This window comes from Streptomyces sp. NPDC088746 (genome assembly GCF_044751065.1).
Classification (GTDB): Bacteria; Actinomycetota; Actinomycetes; order Streptomycetales; family Streptomycetaceae; genus Streptomyces.
The window spans coordinates 1,064,806-1,080,554 of sequence record NZ_JBIVLA010000002.1 but is presented as its reverse complement, the minus strand read 5'-3'; the positions used below and the strand labels follow the sequence as shown (position 1 = coordinate 1,080,554).

Sequence of the window (15,749 nt, the reverse complement as noted above, 5' to 3'; positions counted from 1 at the left end):
CCGGAGCAGTCCGGGCCCTGTGTGCCCCGGGCTGCTCCGGCGCCCCGGTCAGGCCAGGGGGAGACCCGGCGCCGGATAGGCCTCCATCATGGTCCTCACTTCGTCCCTGACCTTGGAAACGGTCGTTTCATCACCTGTACGAGCGGCGTCGACCACAAGATCGATCCACTGCGCGACCACTCCCATCTCGGAGGCGGGGATACCCCGGGACGTCAGGGCGGGGGTGCCGATACGGATGCCGGACGGGTCGAAGGGCTTACGGGGGTCGTACGGAACGGTGTTGTAGTTGACGACGATCCCGGCCCGGTCGAGCGCCTTGGCCGCGATCTTCCCGGAGACGCCCTTGCCCGTGAGGTCGGCCAGCAGCAGATGGTTGTCCGTACCGCCGGAGACGAGGTCGAAGCCGCGTGCCGCGAGTTCCTCGCCCAGCGCACGGGCGTTGGCGACGACCTGGTGGGCGTAGGCCGCGAAGTCCGCCCCGGCCGCCTCCTTCAGCGCGACGGCGATGGCGGCGGTCGTCTGGTTGTGCGGGCCGCCCTGGAGGCCGGGGAAGACGGCGCGGTCGACGGCCTTGGCGTGTTCGGCCCGGGTCAGCAGCATCGCCCCGCGCGGCCCGCGGAGGGTCTTGTGGGTGGTCGTCGACACCACGTCGGCGTACGGGGCGGGCGACGGGTGCGCGCCTCCGGCGATCAGTCCGGCGATATGGGCGACGTCCGCCACCAGCACCGCGCCGACCTCGCGGGCGATCTCCGCGAAGCCGGCGAAGTCGATCACCCGGGGAACGGCGGTGCCGCCGCAGAAGATCAGCTTGGGCCGTTCGGCACGCGCCAGGTCGCGCACCTCGTCCAGGTCGATGCGCCCGGTGTCACGCCGCACGCCGTAGCGCACGCCCCGGAACCACGTGCCGGTGGCCGAGACGCCCCAGCCGTGGGTGAGATGGCCGCCCATCGGCAGCGACATCCCCAGGACGGTGTCGCCGGGCTCCAGGAACGCCAGGTAGACGGCGAGGTTGGCCGGGGAGCCGGAGTAGGGCTGGACGTTGGCGTGGTCCATCCCGAACAGCGCCTTGGCCCGGTCGACGGCGAGGGTCTCCACCTGGTCGATGACCTGCTGGCCCTCGTAGTACCGCTTGCCGGGGTAACCCTCGGAGTACTTGTTCTGCAGGACGGTGCCGGACGCCTCCAGCACGGCTGCCGACACGTAGTTCTCGCTGGGGATCAGGCGCAGGGTGTCCGCCTGGAGCCGCTCCTCGGCGTCCACCAGGGCGGCGAGTGCCGGATCGGCCGCCGTCAGGGCGGGGCGGGCGGGAGCGGGACGGGGTGCGTCGGACGGCTGTACGGCCACGGGTTTCCTCCCGGGTCGGTCGCACGGGGCGACGGTGACCCGGACTGCCCAGGCGGACGGCCTCCGGCGATGACTCCCCGGGGCGTGCCCGGGGTGTGCCGCTCCCTCGTGGTCGATTCCACGGAGCACCCTTCCGGGTACGCGCCAGTCGCGGCTCTCCGCACTTTACTGCGGGGCGGTGCGTTCCGACAGCGTGCGCGCCGGTCGCGGCATCCCGCACCATACCGGCGCCAACATCCGCAAGGACGCGTGAACGGGCACGAAACTGGGCAGCTTCCCGGGGACCTGACGGGGTTCGGCGGTGGGGGGCCGTGATGGAGTCACGTGATCAGTCGGGCATGCCCGAGCCAAGACCCGGGGCCGGGCCGGAGCCGGGACCGGAGCAGGCGTGGGGGGCCGGCCGGCCTCCGCCGCCTCCCGCCCGGCCTCCGGCTGCCGGCCCGCCGCCCCCGGGGGCCACGCTGCGGGCCGTCGCCGCCGGACTGCTCAGCCTCTCCGGCCTGGGACTCGGCCACGTCCTGCTGCGCCGCTGGGGCCGGGCGGCGGTGAGCTGGGCCGCGACGGGCGTCCTCCTGCTCGTCGCGCTCCCCGCGGACCCGGGCGGGGTGCCCGCCGCCCTCGTCGCCGCCTATCTCGTGCTGCTCGTCCTCGCCGGAGCCGACGCGGCCCGCATCGCCCGGCGCGCGGACTTCGGCCGGTGGCCCCGGCCCGTCCTGGCAGCGGTGCTCGGGCTGCTCCTGCTGGCCGTCCCGCTCACCGGAACGGTGGCCTACGGTTCCGCGCGGGACGAGGCCGTGGAGCAGGAGCTGCTCGACCGTCTGGAGGAGGGCGACGATCTGGTCGCGAAGGCGGCGAAGAGCTCGTTCCTGCTCTCCGCGCCCGACTACCGCTACGCGCTCACGCTCTACCGGGAACTGGGCGAGGACCACCCCGGATCGCGCGCCGGCGCCCTCGTACCCGGGCGTCTGAAGAGCTATTACGAGGCCGTCGCCACGCCGTACCGCGCGAAGAGGCACTGCGAGGCGGTCGAGCCGCTGACCTATCTGCGCACACTCCCCGGCACGGTGGACCGGAAGCTGCTCGGCGATCTCGCCGGCTGGCCCGACACGCCGCTCGCGGAGTCGCTGTACGGCTGCGGCGTCTCCCGTCTGGCCGGTACGGGGCCTGATTCCGGCAGCAAGGAGCTGGGCACACTGCTGCGCACGTTCCCCGAGTCCTCGCAGGCCGGACAGGTGGGCCCGGCCGTCAGCCGGACGATACGACAGCAGCTCTCCGGCTTGAAGGGCGCTGAGCCCTGCGCCGTGACCGATCAGCTGCGGCGGACGAGCACCATGGTCGCGGAGCTCCCCGAGACCTCCGTGCCCTCCCTGGGGCGGCAGGCGGACGCGGGCGTACGGGACGGGGTGTACGCCTGCGGCGTGGACGAGTTCAAGGACAAGCGGTTCGCCGAGGCCCGGCAGACCCTGACGGACTTCGCGGACACCTACGAGGAGGACGGGCGCGGACGGCACGCCCGGGACATCGCCACGGCGGCCGAGATAGCCGAGGTCCGGCCGTCCGCCGGCAGAAGACTGCCCGGGAGCGGCAAGCCAGGTGGCGTCCGTATGGAACTCGTCATCAGCAACGGGGCCCCCAACGACGTCGAGGTGCTCTACACGGGCCCGGTCACCGGCACGGTGAAGCTGAAGGCCTGCGGCGGCTGTAAGCGGTTCAGCAGCGAGGCCACCGGCGCCGCGGGCGCCTGCAGGGCGAGCGGCACGTCGTACCCGAAGACGCGACTGCGGCTCCCGGCGGGCGACTACCACTTCCTGTACAAGCACGGCTCGGGGGCGACGGCGTCCGCCGACAGTTACGCCTCCGGATCCAGCGTCGATCCGGGCTACTCGTACACGAGTTGCACCTACGTGATCGAGAGGGACCCGTACGGACTGGACCTGCCCACGCTGCCGGATCCGCTGAAGCCGGCGTCCGCGCGCTGAGGTGAGCGGGCCTCGGCCGGCGCGGTGACGCGTCAGGCCGAGGTGCGCTTCCGCGTGCCGGGAGAGGTCGTCTTCTTCGCCGCCGGCTTCTTCGCGGCGGACTTCTTGGCGGTCGGCTTCTTCGCGGCGGACTTCTTGGCGGCTGTCTCCTTCGCGGCTGTCTTCTTCGCCGGGGTCTTCTTCGCGGCGGCCTTCCTCGGGGCCGCCTTCTTCGACGAGGCCCCCTTCGAGGACGCGCCGGTCTTCTTCTTCGCGCCGCCGCCCCGGCCGGAGCCGATGTGGTGGACGTCCGCGACCTCGCCGCCGTCCTCCCCGTGGGACTCCTTCGCCGCCCGCACGCTGCTCTCCAGCGCCGCCATCAGGTCGATCACCTTTCCCTCGGGCTCCTCCGACTCCTCCTCCGCCACGGGCTCGCCGGCCGCCTTCGCCGCGACCAGTTCCTCGACCGCCTCGCGGTAGTCGTCGTGGAGCGTGTCCATGTCGGCGTCGCCGAGGGTGTTCATCAGCGCGTCGGCCAGGTCCAGTTCCGCGTCGCGCACCTTGACGCCGGTGTCCGGGGCGACGCCTTCCGGCGCGCGGATCTCGTCCGGCCAGAGCAGGCCGTGCATCGCGATCACGTCGCCGGAGACCCGCAGCATGCCGAGCCGCTCCCGCCCGCGCAGGGCGTACTTCGCGACGGCGACCTTGCCGCTGCGCCTGAGGGCCTCGCGCAGCAGGGCGTACGGCTTGGCGGCGGGGACGCCGTTGGCCGAGAGGTAGTAGGCCGAGTCCAGCTGGAGGGGATCGACGGCCGAGGACGGCACGAATCCCTCGATCTCGATCGTCTTGGCGGTGGGGAGCGGGAGCGAGGCCAGGTCCTCGTCGGTCACGGGGATCACCGTGCCGTCGGCGTCCTCGTACGCCTTGACGGTCTCGGAGGCCGGCACCTCCTCCTCGTCCAGCTCGCAGACCTTGCGGTAGCGGATCCGGCCGCCGTCCTCGACGTGGATCTGCCGGAAGGAGATCGCGTGGTTCTCCGTGGCGTTCATGAGCTTGACCGGGATGCTGACCAGACCGAACGAGATGGAACCGTTCCAGATGGACCTCACCGTTCACCCCTTACGCCCGCCACGACCGCATTCGTGCGATTTCATGTGATTCTTATCGTATGACGCCGATCACAGAGGTGGAGGGGCGGCGCCTGGCGCTCAGCAATCTCGACAAGGTGCTGTACCCGGCCACCGGTACGACCAAGGGCGAGGTGCTGCACTACTACGCGGCCACGGCGGCGGGCGCGATGCTGCCCCACCTGCGCGACCGCCCGCTGTCCTTCCTCCGGTATCCGGACGGGCCTGAGGGGCTGCGCTTCTTCACCAAGAATCCGCCGCCCGGTACGCCCGACTGGGTGCGCACGGCCCCGGTCCCCCGCAGTGACGACCCCGGGGCCCGGCAGGTGCTCGCCCAGGACCTGCCGTCGCTGATGTGGGCGGCGAACCTGGTGGTGGAGTTCCACACCCACCAGTGGCGGCAGGACGCCCCGGCCGTGGCCGACCGGATGGTGTTCGACCTGGACCCCGGGCCGCCCGCGGGGGTCGTCGAGTGCTGCACGGTGGCCCTCTGGCTGCGGGAGCGGCTGGCGGAGGACGGGCTGTCCTCGTACGGGAAGACCTCCGGTTCGAAGGGGCTGCATCTGCTCGTCCCCCTGGAACCCACCCCCTCCGAGGAGGTGACGGCGTACGCGAAGAGACTGGCGGTGGAGGCGCAGGGTGCGCTGCCCGACCTGGCCGTGCACCGGATGACGCGCGCGCTGCGTCCGGGGAAGGTGTTCGTGGATTTCAGCCAGAACGCCGCCGCGAAGACCACCGCGGCGCCGTACACCCTGCGGGCGAAGGGCAGCCCGACCGTCTCCGCACCCGTCACCTGGGACGAGATCGAGTCCTGCGGGGCGCCGGACGATCTCCTCTTCCTCGCCGGCGACATGACCGGGCGGCTGGAAAGGTACGGAGATCTGCTCGCTCCGCTGACCGATCCCGGGCAGGCCCGGCCCCTGCCGGAGGACTGAGAGGAGCGGAGGGTACAGGGCACGCACAGCGCCCTCACAGCCCAGGGCGGGCGCGGCCAGGAAAGGCCGCAAGTGGAGGGTGGATTGTCCTGGGCGTGGTGCACACTCGGCGCAGACGCCGCTTCGCGGGCACGGCTCCGCCGCGTCCGGGGCGCAGAGGTAGGACCGACCGGCGCATGGGGGGTGGGCGAAGGAGCGGGGTCGGGCGCGTGCAGCCGCAAAGCGGAAGATTGAGGCCATGGGGTCTCCCCCTGCTCAGGCGAAGCCGGGAGCTTGGGGAAGGGCCATGGTGCTTGACGACAACGCGGCAGATGTGCGTGCCCGGCCCCGCGACGCCGCCCCCCCCATGTGCCGGCCGGTCCAGACACGGGGAGGGTGTGGCGTGTTCACGGGGATCGATGAGGTCGACTGGGCCTCGATGGAGCATGCCTACGGCCCGGCCGACGATGTGCCGGGGCTCCTGTACGGACTCGCCTCCGCCGATCCGGCGGAGCGGGAGAACGCGCTCGACGGCATGTACGGCGCGGTGCACCACCAGGGCGATGTGTACGCCTGCACGCTCGCGTGCATCCCGTTCCTCTTCGAGCTGGCCGTGGACCCGGGGATACGGGACCGCGGCGGCATCGTCGAGCTGCTCACCAGCATCGGCGGCATCGATCTGGACGAGGACGACGAGAACGAGCTGGACGAGGACGAGATCGAGGGCGTGGCGAACTACGCGATGGCCGCGGCCGCCGTGTCCGCCGGTTCCGCGGTGTTCTTCGAGCTGGTGGCGGACGAGGACCCGGGCGTGCGGCTCGCCGCGCCGCTCGCCCTGGCCACCCTGCACGGCCGGCCGGGCAGGGTGCTCGCGCTGCTGCGGGAGCGGCTGCCGGTGGAGGCGGACGACGAGGTGCGGCTCGCGCTCGTCGAGGCCGCGGGCCGGATCGCCCTGCGCCACCGGCCGCTGGCGGGGCGGGCGGCCGACTGGCTGAGCCGGCTGGCCGCCGAGGCGTATCCGCCCGGGCTGCGGCTCGCGGCCCTCGCCCAGCTGGCCAGGTGTGCTCCGGACGCGCTGCCCGGTGATGTCGTACGGGTGGTTGCGGGTCTGCTGCGTGAGCTGCGCTCCCGGCCTCCGCGGCCGGAACCGCCGGGCGGGAAGGCGCCGGGCGGCGACGACGCCGGGGCGGACCGGGCCACTTCTCCGACGCTGGTGGGCCAGCTGCGGGAGCTGTCGGCCGAGGAGTCCGCCGGCCGCAGCACCCCGTGGGCCGCCGACCTGCTGCGGACGCTCCACGTCGGTCTGGACGACCGGGTCGAGGACCGCACGGCGCTGCTGGCCGACCAGCTGTGCAGCCCGGACCCGTGGCAGCGCATCGACGCCGTACGGATGAGCGGCGGGCTGATCCGGGCCTGGCGCGGTTCGTACGAGGGTCTGGTGCGGCTCGTCGGCGTACAGCTCACCGATCCGGAGCCGCGGCTCGCCGACGCCGCCTCGCACGTGCTGGAGGAGCTGTTCGGGCTGGCGGCGCCGGCGGCCGACGCGCTGGCCGCGCGGGTGGCGGCGGATCCGGGGGCATGGGTCAAGGAGTGGGCGAGCGGGCCGCCCGGTCTGGGCTCGGCGGTGAAGGCGCTGGCCCGGCTGGGCGACGCCCGGGTGCTGCCCGCGCTGGCGACCGCCCTGGAGCGGCCGGAGGTGCCGCACGACGTGGGGTTCGCGGTCCGGTGCCTCGGTGACGCGGCGGCCCCCCTCGCGGAGACGCTGCGGCGCAGGCTCGGCGAGGTCGGCCTCGACGAGGGGGCGTACGACCGGGCGAGCCCGCTGCTCGCCGGGCTGACGGCGCTGCGTGCGGGTGAGGCCGCTCCGGAGGTGCTGCGGGTGCTGCGGGGGGCTCCCGAGTACCGGGGCGAGTGGCTGCGTACGGCGGCTCTGCGGGCGCTCAGGTCGTTCGGGCCGGCGGCCCACTGTGCCGTTCCGGAGCTGCGGCGGCTGATCCGGCGGCCCGGGACCGCGGCGGCGACGGAGGCGGCGGAGGCCCTGTGGGCGGTCACGGGCGACGCGGATACGGTCCTGCCGGTGCTGGCCGAGGGGCTGCGTGCGGAGCAGGTGCACGACTGCCGGGCGGCGGCGAGCGCGCTGGGCGGGCTGGGGAGGCGGGCCGAGGCGGTGGCGCCGAGGCTGCGGGGCCTGCTGGCGCACGAGGAGCTGTGGCTCCGGGTCGATGCCGCGATCGCCCTCTGGGAGGTCTCGGGGCGCACGGGTGAATCGGTGCCGGTGCTCCTCTCGGCGTGGGAGAAGAACCGTCACGTCCGGGTCCGGGTCGCGGAATGCCTGGCGCGGATGGGCCCGGCTGGTGCAGGGTCGGACGCGGCACACGTGCTGAGTGCCGAGCTCCTCTCCGTACGCCGCCACAACGCGATGGACGGCGGGTACGGCAGTCACGACACTTATGAGGACGAGAGGCTGCTGGCGCTCTGCCGGCGGGCACTCCTGGGAGACACGGGGAAAGGAACCACATCATGATCATTTTCGGTACCAAGGGGTATCTCTACCAGCTGGCAGTCCTGACGATGGTGTGCGGCTGGTGCGGCAATCCCGCGGCGCACACCCTGCGCAAGCGGGTCACCAAGTTCACGCTGTTCTTCGTGCCGCTGTTCCCGTTCTCGACGAAGTACGCGACGCAGTGCACCTTCTGCGGCGGCGAGCGGCAGATACCGAAGGAGCAGGCCGACCAGCTGCTGGCGCAGGCCCAGGGCGGCCAGGACGGCAATCCGTACGGCGCCGCGCAGCAGCAGCCCGGCTACGCGCCTCCCGGCGGCCAGAACCCGTACCAGCGCTGAGGTGCGGCCGAGGAGTGCCACGAAGCTGACATAAGGGAAATAACACCCGCCTCTTGCTACGTTGCGGGGCATGACCGCAACGACGGCGGAGGCGCGCCCGCCCGAGCTACGCCTGCCCAAGCGGCGCGGGGTCGAGCTCTCGCTCCTGATCGGGGCTGTGCTCATCTCCGTCTACGGCTACGCCGCCGTCGGCCTCGCCCGGAACGACGCCGTGCCTCCCGATGTCGCCGGGTACGGCGCCGGTCTCGGTCTCCTCGCCCTGCTCGCCCACCTCGCGGTCCGCTTCCGCGCCCCGTTCGCCGATCCGCTGCTGCTGCCCATCGCCGTGCTGCTCAACGGACTGGGCCTGGTGCTGATCTACCGGCTGGACCTGGAGACCCCGAGCGACCGGGCGGCGACGACACAGCTGATCTGGTCCACGCTCGGGGTGGCGTTCTTCATCGCGGTGGTGGTGTTCCTCCGCGATCACCGGGTGCTCCAGCGGTACGCCTATCTGTCGGTCGCCGCCGCCCTCGTCCTGATGATCGTGCCGATCTTCTTCCCGGCGGTGAACGGGGCGAAGATCTGGATCAGGGTCGGCGGATTCTCCTTCCAGCCGGGCGAGTTCGCCAAGATCCTGCTCGCCGTCTTCTTCGCGGCGTACCTCGCGGCGAACCGCAACGCGCTCGCCTACACCGGCCGCAGGATCTGGAAGCTCCAGTTCCCCACGGGCCGGGTACTGGGCCCGATCGTCGCGATCTGGCTGCTCAGCGTCGGCGTCCTCGTCCTCGAACGCGACCTGGGCACCTCGCTGCTCTTCTTCGGCCTCTTCGTGATCCTGCTCTACGTGGCGACCGGCAGGACCGGGTGGATCGCGGTCGGGCTGCTCCTCGCGGCGGCCGGCGCCTTCGCCGTCGGCTCGTTCGAACCCCATGTGCACAGCAGGGTGGAGGACTGGCTGGACCCGTACGCCACGATCGACGCGGGCCAGGGTCCGAGCCAGCTCGCGCAGTCCCTCTTCGCGTTCGCGGCGGGCGGCATGCTCGGCACCGGTCTCGGGCTCGGCCACTCCATCCTCATCGGCTTCGCCGCCAAGTCCGACTTCATCCTGGCCACCGCGGGCGAGGAGCTCGGCCTGGCCGGGCTCACCGCGATCTTCCTGCTGTACGCCCTGCTCGTCGCCCGCGGCTTCCGTGCGGGCCTCGCTCTGCGGGACCCCTTCGGGCGGCTCCTGTCGGTCGGCCTCGCCTCGATCCTGGCGCTCCAGGTCTTCGTGATCGCGGGCGGGGTGATGGGGCTGATCCCGCTGACCGGGATGGCGATGCCGTTCCTGGCCCAGGGCGGGTCCTCCGTGGTCACCAACTGGATCATCGTGGCGCTGCTCATCCGGGTCAGCGACGTGGCCCGCACCCCCGCCCCCGATACGGAGACCGCGCCGGCCGGGGAGGGACCGTGATCCGCCACATCCGGCACGCCGCCGGATTCTGCCTGCTCCTGCTCCTCGCCCTGCTGGCCAACGCCGCCCGTGTCCAGCTCTTCGAGGCCGACGAACTCACCACCAACCCCGCCAACCGCCGCACCACCATCGACCGTTACGACGAGCCGCGCGGCAACATCCTGGTCGGCGACGAACCCGTCACCGGGTCGAAGGACACCGGCGAGCAGCTCGCGTACGAGCGCACCTACCGTCACGGTCCGCTGTACGCGCCGGTCACCGGCTACGCCTCGCAGACGTACGGCACCACGCTGCTGGAGAACGCCGAGGACGGCGTCCTCTCCGGCACCGACCCGATCCTGGCCCCCCTCCCGCTGTGGGGGGACATCACCCGCAGCCGGCAGCCCGGCGGCGACGTCGTCACCACGATCGAGGACTCGACGCAACGCGCGGCGTACGAGGGCCTGGACGGCCGGCGCGGCGCGGTCGCCGCCCTCGACCCCGCCACCGGCCGGATCCTGGCGCTGGTCTCCTCCCCCTCGTACGATCCCGAGGTCCTCTCCGGCACCGGCTCCGCCGTCACGGACGCCTGGGCGCGGCTCAACCGCGCGCAGAGCCGGCCGATGCTCAACCGGGCCATCCGGCAGACCTATCCGCCCGGTTCGGCCTTCAAGATCGTGACGGCGGCCGCGGCGCTGGACGCGGAGGTGGTCACCGATCCGGACGCGGAGACCGACACCCCGTCCCCGTACGTCCTGCCCGGCACCTCGACCGTGCTCCCCAACGAGGCGCGCGGCTGCGAGAAGGCGTCCCTGGCGGAGGCGATCCGGGTCTCCTGCAACACGGTGATGGCACATCTCGGCGTCGAGGTGGGGCTGGACGGGATGCTGGAGGCGGTGGGCAGGTTCGGCTTCAACGACGACGACCTGAAGATCCCCTCCCGGGTGGCCCGCAGCAACTTCGACTCGGACATGAGCGACGACCAGCTGGCCCAGTCGTCGATCGGCCAGTTCGACACGACGGCGACCCCACTCCAGATGGCCATGGTGGCCGCGGCGGTGGCGAACGGCGGCGACCTCAGGCGTCCCCACCTGGTGGGCCGGGTGACCACCGGCGACGGCGACACGGTCCGGCAGCAGGGTTCGGACTCGTACCACCAGGCGATGGACCCGACGACGGCGCAGCAGCTCCAGCGGATGATGGTCGACGTCGTGGAGGACGGCACCGGGACGAACGCGGCGATCGACGGGGTGACGGTCGGCGGCAAGACGGGCACGGCGCAGCACGGGGTCGACAACTCCGGTACGCCCTACGCCTGGTTCATCGCCTGGGCGCAGGCACCGGACTCCGGCCGCCCGGCGGTCGCCGTGGCCGTGGTGGTGGAGGACGCGGCCGCCGACCGGGCCGACGTCAGCGGCGGCGGCAACGCGGCTCCGATCGCCCGGGCGGTGATGGAGGCCGCTCTGGATGCCCGAGACTGACCGCATGACTTCAGCGGTGGCGGCGGCGCTGGCCCGGATCGACGAACTGGACCCGGAGCTCCACGCGTTCACCGGGGTCCGGCGCGAGGACGCGCTCGCCGAGGAGCGGGCCGCCCGGGACCTCCCGCTCGCCGGGCTGCCGTTCGCGGTGAAGGGCCGCACGGGTCTCCGCTCGTACGCGGCCCGCCGACTGGCCGCGGCGGGCGCCGTCCCGGTCGGCACGACGTCCGTCCCCGGGCCTGGCACCTACTGGCAGACATGGGGGCGGGGCGCACACGGCCGTACGGTCAACCCATGGCGGCCCGACCGCACTCCGGGAGGCTCCTCGGCGGGCTCGGCGGTGGCGGTCGCGGCCGGCATGGTGGAGCTGGCGACGGGCAGCGACGGGGCCGGGTCGGTGCGGATCCCAGCTGCGTGGTGCGGGGTGTTCGGCCTGAAGACGACGACGGGCCTGCTGCCCTCCCCGGACCGTACGGGCCTGGCCTCCCCCGGTGTGCTCGCGAGCTCGGCGGCACTGGCGGAGACCTGCCTGCGCCATGTGCTGGACGGGTACGCGCCCCGGCCGGCACGGCTTCCGGTCCCGGCCGCCTACAGCCCGGACCTGGGCTTCGCCTCGGTGGAGCCGGAGGTGGCCGAGGTGACGCGAGCCGCGGTGGAGCGGCTGGCCGCGGCCGGGGTGATCCGCCTGGTCCAGGACCCCGTCACGCTGCTCGACCCGGCGGAGACATGGACGGCAGTGCGCGGGGAGTCACCGACACCCGCCACCCGGGCGCTCCGTGCCGCCAACGACCGCGCTCTCGACGCCTTCTTCGCCCGTACGCCTCTGCTCCTCACCCCGGTGACACCCAACCCGCCGCACGGTCACGAAGGACCGGGCGACGTCTACTCCACGGCGCTCACCTGGGCGTTCAACCTCAGCGGCCATCCGGCGGCGAGCGTGCCGGCCGGCTTCACCCCGGACGGCTGCCCGGCCGGTCTCCAGCTGGTGACCGGCCGCGGGACGGACGCGGAACTGCTCGGCATCGCGTGCGCGGTGGAACGCGTCCTGCCGCCGCCGGGACCGCCGCGCCGGACCGGCTGACCGTCAGCCCAGCGGTTCCCGCCGGAGGCGCCACTCGGCGGGGACGCCCTCCACCCCGGTCGCCGCCCCGACGACGCCCCCGGTGATGGCACATGTGGTGTCCACGTCCCCGAAGCCCTCCGCCGTCGACCACAGGGCGGCCTCCAGGTCGCCGGGGTGCCGGGCGGCGGTCCACAGAGCGAACGGCACGGTGTCGTCGGCCCTGATCCGGCTCCCGTTGCCCAGGAGGTCGGCGGCCTTCCACGGCTCGGTGGCGAACGCCACCTCCGCCGCGCGGAGCACGCCGTCGCGCACCGCCCCCTGCGGTGTGTGCGCGGCGACCGCCTCCAGCGTGAGCTCCCCACGCACCGACAGCGCCGCGGCGACCGCGACCGCCACCGCGCCGGCGACGCCCTCCGGGTGGGCGTGGGTGACGACCGCCGAGAGCACGGCCTGTTCGGCGGTGTGTCCGAGGTCCGCGTGGAAGCGGGCTCCGAGCGGCGCGACCCGCATCGCCGCTCCGTTGCCGAGGCTGCCGCCCTCGAAGAGCCCCGGCGCGAGGGTGCGCCAGTCGGCCGGCGAGGCCAGCAGCTCCGGCAGCAGCATGTGCATGCCGTGGCCGTAACCACGGGCCTGGTCGGCGTCGAAGGCCAGGGCGTAGTACAGGGCGAGCCGGTCCTGCTCGACCTGTCCGTATTCGTCGAGGACCCGTTGCAGCGCCAGCGCCAGCGCGGTGTCGTCGGTCCAGTGCCACACGGGCTCGTGCGGGGTGCGGCGCGCCCGGACCTCGGCGTAGGCCTGGCGGGGCGGCCGGAAGAGCGGGAACCACCGCTCCCCGAAGGCGTCGCCGAGGGCGAGCGCTTCGAGGCTGCGGCGGGCCGCCGCGGAGTCACCGTGGCCGGGAGGGGAGTTCATGGCGCCATCCTCCGTCCGCGCACCCGGTACGTACACCGGATATGAGTACGGATGCTCACGCTCCTTCTCGCCGGCCACGGCAGGCTGGGCACAGTCAGCCGAACACCAGAGGGAGCCCCACCATGCGAACGGCCAACCGAATCCGCACCACGCTCGGGCTCGCCCTCGCCGGCGTCACGGTCGCCCTGCTCACCGGCGCCTGCTCCATGCAGGACGCCGTGTGCGGGGGTGGCGAATACCCGGTCCTGCACGTCGGCAGCGCCGGCAGCGCGTGCGTGTCCGACGACGAGGAGCCGCCCAAGGGCTACGCCCGCTACCCGGAGGGCAAGGTGCCCGAGCGCGTGGACGACAAGTGGTACACGTACTGGGAGACCCGGACCCTCGACGAGGACGGCAGGACCATCGAGATCCCCGCGGAGAGCTGAGGCTGCTCCGGGGGCTCCGTTCAGCCGTCCGTCCCGCCCTCCGCGATCGCCTCCGCGACCTCCGCGACCCGCTCCTGCTCCTCCGCCGCGAAGCGCTCCCGGTCCAGCTGCTCGGCTATCTCCTCGTCCTGGGCCATCAGGAGGTCCAGATTCGAGTCGCCCAGCTCGAAGACGCCCATGTCGACGTAGGCCTTCTGGAGCCGCTCGCCCCAGAGGCCGATGTCCTTCACGCAGGGGACGATCCGGCTGAAGAGCAGTTTGCGGAAGAGCTGGAGGTACTCCGAGTGCTCGGAGAGGTCCTTGGCCTCCTGCTTGCCGATGCCGAAGTTCTCCAGGACCTCGACGCCGCTGAGACGGTCGCGCATGAGGTAGCAGCCCTCGATGACGAACTCCTCGCGCTCGCGCAGTTCGGCGTCGCTCAGCTGCTTGTAGTAGTCGCGCAGCGCCATCCGCCCGAAGGCCACGTGCCGGGCCTCGTCCTGCATGACGTAGGCGAGGATCTGTTTGGGCAGCGGCCTGGTCGTGGTGTCGCGGATCATGCCGAACGCGGCGAGCGCGAGCCCTTCGATGAGGACCTGCATGCCGAGGTAGGGCATGTCCCAGCGGGAGTCGCGCAGGGTGTCGCCGAGCAGCCCCTGGAGGTTGTCGTTGACCGGGTAGAGCATCCCGATCTTCTCGTGCAGGAAGCGGCCGTAGATCTCCGCGTGCCGCGCCTCGTCCATGGTCTGGGTCGCGGAGTAGAACTTCGCGTCCAGGTCGGGGACCGACTCCACGATCCGCGCGGCGCAGACCATGGCGCCCTGCTCACCGTGGAGGAACTGGCTGAACTGCCAGGAGGTGTAGTGCTTGCGGAGTTCACCGCGGTCCCGCTCGGTCATCTTCGCCCAGTGCGGGGTGCCGTGGAGCGTGAGGGCCTCGTCCGGGGTGCCGAGCGGGTCGGCGGGGTCGACCTCCAGGCTCCAGTCGATGCGCTTGTTGCCGTCCCACTGCTTGTCCTTGCCCTTCTGGTAGAGGGCGAGGAGGCGTTCGCGGCCGTCGTCGTAGTCCCAGCTGAACCGGGCCGCGCCCGTGGCAGGCACCTGCCATGTCGGCGCGGCGGGTGGGGTGGTGTAGAGGTCGTGTGTCGACACGGACAGCTCCTTCGCCCGGCGAGGATCGTGCATTCCGTGGTGCTGACGTCAGTTGGCAGGTTCACACGTTGGTAGACGCGCGGTCAACAAGTCGCGCACGAGGGATTGACTCCCTTGCTGACAGGCAGTCTCATAATTCGTGAGCGGAAACTTGACCGCCGGTAACCCCTCTGCGAGGTGCCTTCAGCCGTGACGACCGTGACCGACGAGGACATTCAGGCGCTGCGCGATGCGCTCGGTCCCCTCAAGGACCGCGAACAGGTGGCGGCCCGCCTGCTCGAAGCCTCGGCCAAGCACTCCTTCGACCCGGACACCGAGCTCGACTGGGATTCGGCCGTCGAGGACGGCAAGTGGTTCTGGCCGCCCGAGCTGGTCTCCCTCTACGACACCCCGCTGTGGCGGAGGATGTCCGAGGAACAGCGGATGGACCTGGCCCGCCACGAGGCCGCGTCGCTGGCCTCGCTGGGGATCTGGTTCGAGATCATCCTGATGCAGCTGCTCGTCCGGCACATCTACGACAAGTCCGTGACCAGCAAGCATGTCCGCTACGCCCTCACCGAGATAGCCGACGAGTGCCGGCACTCCATGATGTTCGCCCGCATGATCGAGTGGGGCGGCGCGCCCGCCTACCCGGTCCCCCGGCGCTACCACAACCTGGCGCGGGTGCTGAAGACCGTCTCCACCACCCCCGGTTCGTTCGCCGCGACCCTGCTCGGCGAGGAGATCCTGGACTGGATGCAGCGCCTGACCTTCCCCGACGAGCGCGTCCAGTCGCTCGTACGCGGAGTGACCCGCATCCATGTGGTCGAGGAGGCGCGGCACGTGCGCTACGCACGCGAGGAGCTGCGCCGCCAGATGGTCACCGCTCCCCCCTGGCAGCGCAGGCTCACGCGGCTCAACTGCGGTGAGGCGGCACGCGTGTTCTCGGTCTGCTTCGTCAACCCGCAGGTGTACGAGAACGTCGGCCTGGACCGCCACGAGGCCGTCGCGCAGGTGAAGGCGAGCGGCCACCGGGCGGAGGTCATGCAGACGGGAGCGAAGCGGCTCACGGACTTCTTCGACGACATCGGCGTACTCAACGGGGTGGGACGCAGGCTGTGGAAGAGCTCGGGTCTGCTGGCCTGAGGCCGGCCCCCCTAC

The 15,749-nt window shown here is 72.3% G+C and carries 13 protein-coding genes; 9 read left to right on the top strand and 4 right to left on the bottom strand.

Annotated elements, in window-relative coordinates; translation table 11 throughout:
- Positions 1-48 precede the first annotated feature (48 nt).
- Positions 49-1,344 carry a serine hydroxymethyltransferase gene (glyA, locus tag ACIP63_RS12490; protein WP_401514204.1) on the bottom strand — a complete coding sequence of 432 codons (1,296 nt, stop codon included), beginning with the start codon at positions 1,342-1,344 and terminating at the stop codon, positions 49-51.
- Positions 1,345-1,682: 338 nt separating this feature from the next.
- Between glyA and ACIP63_RS12485 the strand changes: the two genes are divergently transcribed.
- Positions 1,683-3,323, top strand: a complete 1,641-nt coding sequence (locus ACIP63_RS12485; RefSeq protein ID WP_401514202.1) for a hypothetical protein — start codon at positions 1,683-1,685, stop codon at positions 3,321-3,323.
- 32 nt (positions 3,324-3,355) lie between these two features.
- On the opposite strand, the gene ACIP63_RS12480 is transcribed toward ACIP63_RS12485, so the two are convergent.
- On the bottom strand, positions 3,356-4,411 hold the full coding sequence (locus tag ACIP63_RS12480) for a Ku protein (RefSeq protein ID WP_401514199.1): 1,056 nt from the start codon (positions 4,409-4,411) through the stop codon (positions 3,356-3,358).
- 59 nt (positions 4,412-4,470) lie between these two features.
- Here ACIP63_RS12480 and ligD point away from each other — a divergent pair, with 59 nt between their 5' ends.
- The 6 genes from ligD to ACIP63_RS12450 all read left to right on the top strand — a co-directional run bounded on the left by ligD (position 4,471) and on the right by ACIP63_RS12450 (position 12,160).
- Positions 4,471-5,364, top strand: coding sequence for a non-homologous end-joining DNA ligase (gene ligD / locus ACIP63_RS12475; protein WP_401514196.1), 894 nt, complete (start codon positions 4,471-4,473; stop codon positions 5,362-5,364).
- A gap of 382 nt (positions 5,365-5,746) precedes the next feature.
- Positions 5,747-7,867: a PBS lyase gene (locus tag ACIP63_RS12470; RefSeq protein WP_401514193.1), complete on the top strand. Its 2,121-nt coding sequence runs from the start codon at positions 5,747-5,749 to the stop codon at positions 7,865-7,867.
- Positions 7,864-8,184 (top strand): zinc-ribbon domain-containing protein, encoded by a 321-nt coding sequence (locus ACIP63_RS12465; protein ID WP_356711659.1) that lies wholly within the window; start codon positions 7,864-7,866, stop codon positions 8,182-8,184. Before ACIP63_RS12470 ends, ACIP63_RS12465 begins: the two co-directional genes overlap by 4 nt.
- Positions 8,185-8,254: 70 nt before the next feature.
- Positions 8,255-9,619 carry an FtsW/RodA/SpoVE family cell cycle protein gene (locus ACIP63_RS12460; protein WP_401514190.1) on the top strand — a complete coding sequence of 455 codons (1,365 nt, stop codon included), beginning with the start codon at positions 8,255-8,257 and terminating at the stop codon, positions 9,617-9,619.
- A complete protein-coding gene (locus ACIP63_RS12455; RefSeq protein WP_401514187.1) occupies positions 9,616-11,079 on the top strand; it encodes a penicillin-binding transpeptidase domain-containing protein in 1,464 nt (487 codons plus the stop codon). Before ACIP63_RS12460 ends, ACIP63_RS12455 begins: the two co-directional genes overlap by 4 nt.
- Positions 11,080-11,083: 4 nt before the next feature.
- The gene (locus tag ACIP63_RS12450; protein WP_401514185.1) at positions 11,084-12,160 is read left to right on the top strand and encodes an amidase family protein; all 1,077 of its coding nucleotides are present in this window, start codon (positions 11,084-11,086) and stop codon (positions 12,158-12,160) included.
- A gap of 3 nt (positions 12,161-12,163) precedes the next feature.
- On the opposite strand, the gene ACIP63_RS12445 is transcribed toward ACIP63_RS12450, so the two are convergent.
- Positions 12,164-13,054 (bottom strand): ADP-ribosylglycohydrolase family protein, encoded by an 891-nt coding sequence (locus tag ACIP63_RS12445; RefSeq protein WP_401514182.1) that lies wholly within the window; start codon positions 13,052-13,054, stop codon positions 12,164-12,166.
- Positions 13,055-13,176: 122 nt separating this feature from the next.
- Here ACIP63_RS12445 and ACIP63_RS12440 point away from each other — a divergent pair, with 122 nt between their 5' ends.
- Positions 13,177-13,479 (top strand): SCO0607 family lipoprotein, encoded by a 303-nt coding sequence (locus tag ACIP63_RS12440; protein WP_401514179.1) that lies wholly within the window; start codon positions 13,177-13,179, stop codon positions 13,477-13,479.
- Between the two features lie 20 nt (positions 13,480-13,499).
- Here the strand turns inward: ACIP63_RS12440 and ACIP63_RS12435 are convergent, their stop codons facing one another.
- Positions 13,500-14,609: a ferritin-like domain-containing protein gene (locus tag ACIP63_RS12435; RefSeq protein ID WP_401514178.1), complete on the bottom strand. Its 1,110-nt coding sequence runs from the start codon at positions 14,607-14,609 to the stop codon at positions 13,500-13,502.
- A gap of 189 nt (positions 14,610-14,798) precedes the next feature.
- Here ACIP63_RS12435 and ACIP63_RS12430 point away from each other — a divergent pair, with 189 nt between their 5' ends.
- Positions 14,799-15,734, top strand: a complete 936-nt coding sequence (locus tag ACIP63_RS12430) for a diiron oxygenase (protein WP_401514176.1) — start codon at positions 14,799-14,801, stop codon at positions 15,732-15,734.
- The last annotated feature ends 15 nt before the right edge of the window (positions 15,735-15,749 follow it).